The following is a 2,381-nucleotide window of genomic DNA, read 5'->3' on the forward strand; positions in this document are numbered from 1 at the left end:
GGGTCGGTGGGACGAACGGACGTCGAGGGCATGGCGGTCGGGGCTATGGCGAGCGAGGGGAGTATGAGGGGCATTGAGGTGGAGCGGGCGGTCAGTGGGCTCAAGCCGGCTGACGTCGCCGCGGTCCTGACCGACGAGGCGCTCGCGTTCGTCGCGGGCCTGCAGCGCGCTTTTTCCGAGCGCCGGGCCGAGCTGCTGGAGCGACGTCGTGAACGCCGGCGGTCCGTCGCAGCCGGGGCGAGCCTGGACTTCCTGGCCGAGACCGCGGACGTCCGCGACGGAGACTGGGTCGTTGCGCCACCCGCGCCGGGCCTGATCAACCGCCGGTGCGAGATAACCGGGCCGACCGACGCCAAGATGGTCATCAACGCGCTCAACAGCGGGGCACGGGCCTTCATGGCCGATTTCGAGGACGCAAACGTACCCACCTGGTCAAATATGATTACCGGGCAGCGAAACCTGACCGAGGCGATTACACGGACCCTGGTGTACACGGGCCCGGATGGCCGGGAATACGCCCTGGGCGAGGAGCGTGCGACGCTTATTGTGCGTCCACGCGGCTGGCATCTGCCCGAACGCCATGTGCTGGTCGACGGTGAACCGGTCAGCGGTGCCCTGTTCGACTTCGGGATGTATGTGTTCCGCAACGCCCACGCACTGGTTTCGGCTGGCGCCGGGCCATACTTCTACCTGCCGAAACTGGAAAGTCACCGTGAAGCCCGGTTGTGGAACGACGTGTTCACCGTGGCCGAGGATTCCCTCGGGCTCGCCCGTGGGACGATTCGGGCAACCGTTCTCATCGAGACCCTTCCGGCGGCCTTCGAGATGGAGGAGATCCTCTACGAACTGCGGGAACATTCTGCCGGCTTGAACGCCGGTCGATGGGACTACATGTTCTCCACCGTGAAGACGTTCCGCGCGCGTGGTGCCGACTTCCTGCTGCCCGACCGTGGCGCCGTCACCATGACCGTGCCGTTTATGCGCGCCTACACCGAGCTGTTGGTGGCCACCTGCCACCGCCGTGGCGCGCATGCCATCGGCGGGATGGCCGCGTTCATCCCGAGCCGCCGTGATCCAACGGTCAATGCGCGTGCCCTGGCAAAGGTCCGGGACGACAAGGAACGGGAGTCCCGCGACGGTTTCGACGGGAGCTGGGTGGCCCATCCCGACCTGGTGCCGGTCTGTACCGAGGTGTTCGACGCCGTGCTCGGCGGGCGCCCGCACCAGATCGACCGGCAGCGTGATGACGTCACCGTGACGGCACGGCAGTTGCTCGCGATCCGCGACACCCCGGGTTCGATCACCGAGGCGGGCCTGCGCAACAACATCAGCGTGGCCATCCGGTACCTGGAGAGCTGGTTGCGGGGCGTCGGCGCGGTCGGTATCGACAACCTGATGGAGGACGCGGCCACCGCTGAGATCTCACGTTCGCAGATCTGGCAGTGGATCGCCGTGCGGGCCCGCCTGGCCGACGGCCGGCCGGTGACCGCGGATCTCGTCCGGGAGATCGAGGCCGAGGAGCTGGCCGCGATCCGGTCCGCCGTCGGCGAACCGACATTCGAGGGCGGGCGCTACGCCGACGCAACAGCTCTGTTCGAGCGGGTGGCGCTGGCGGACGAGTTCGTCGAGTTCCTCACCGTCCCCGCCTATGAGCAGGTGGAATGATCTGAGTCGGTGCAGTGATCCGGTTGCGGCCTCCGTCCCGACGGTGCCGGCCGCGCTGATGTCGCCCGTACGGGCCCATCACTGGCACTATGGAAACGGTTCTCAGCTCGTACACGAGAGGTGTATATGCCGCTACAGGAGCATGCCTTCGCCGATGTGGCGGATGTCCGCAGCCGCTTGGAGGCGGCAGGCTACCTCGCGGACCACGCGATCGCCACGACCGTCTTCCTGGCCGACCGGCTGCGCAAGCCGCTGCTCGTCGAAGGGCCGGCCGGTGTGGGCAAGACGGAGCTGGCCAAGGCGCTGGCTGCCGCGACCGATGCCGAGCTGATCCGACTCCAGTGCTACGAAGGCCTGGACGAGGCCCGGGCGCTCTACGAGTGGAACTACAAAAAGCAGCTCCTGCGCATCCAGGCCGGGCGCAATGACGAGTCGTGGGACGAGACCCATGACGACATTTTCAGCGAAGAGTTCCTGCTGGCGAGGCCGTTGCTGGCCGCGATCCGGCGCAACGACCCGACCGTGCTCCTGATCGACGAGACGGACAAGGCCGACGTCGAGGTTGAAGGGCTGCTGCTGGAGGTGCTCTCGGACTTCCAGGTGACGATTCCCGAGTTCGGCACGATTGTGGCGAGCCGCCGTCCGTTCGTGGTCCTCACCAGCAACGCGACGCGGGAGCTTTCCGAGGCGCTCAAGCGTCGCTGTCTGTACCTCTA

Annotated in this window: 2 protein-coding genes; both read left to right on the forward strand. The window is 66.9% G+C overall.

All coding sequences use genetic code 11. The features are described 5' to 3' along the window. Window positions 1–63: 63 nt before the first annotated feature. Window positions 64–1,665, forward strand: a complete 1,602-nt coding sequence (gene aceB, locus U9980_RS25495) for a malate synthase A (protein ID WP_322770255.1) — start codon at window positions 64–66, stop codon at window positions 1,663–1,665. 126 nt (window positions 1,666–1,791) lie between these two features. Next, window positions 1,792–2,381, forward strand: a 590-nt coding sequence (locus U9980_RS25500) for a MoxR family ATPase (RefSeq protein ID WP_322770254.1), incomplete at its 3' end; no start/stop codon positions are given.

The sequence above is a fragment of the Protofrankia sp. Cr1 genome, from assembly GCF_963555865.1.
Classification (GTDB): domain Bacteria; phylum Actinomycetota; class Actinomycetes; order Frankiales; family Frankiaceae; genus Protofrankia.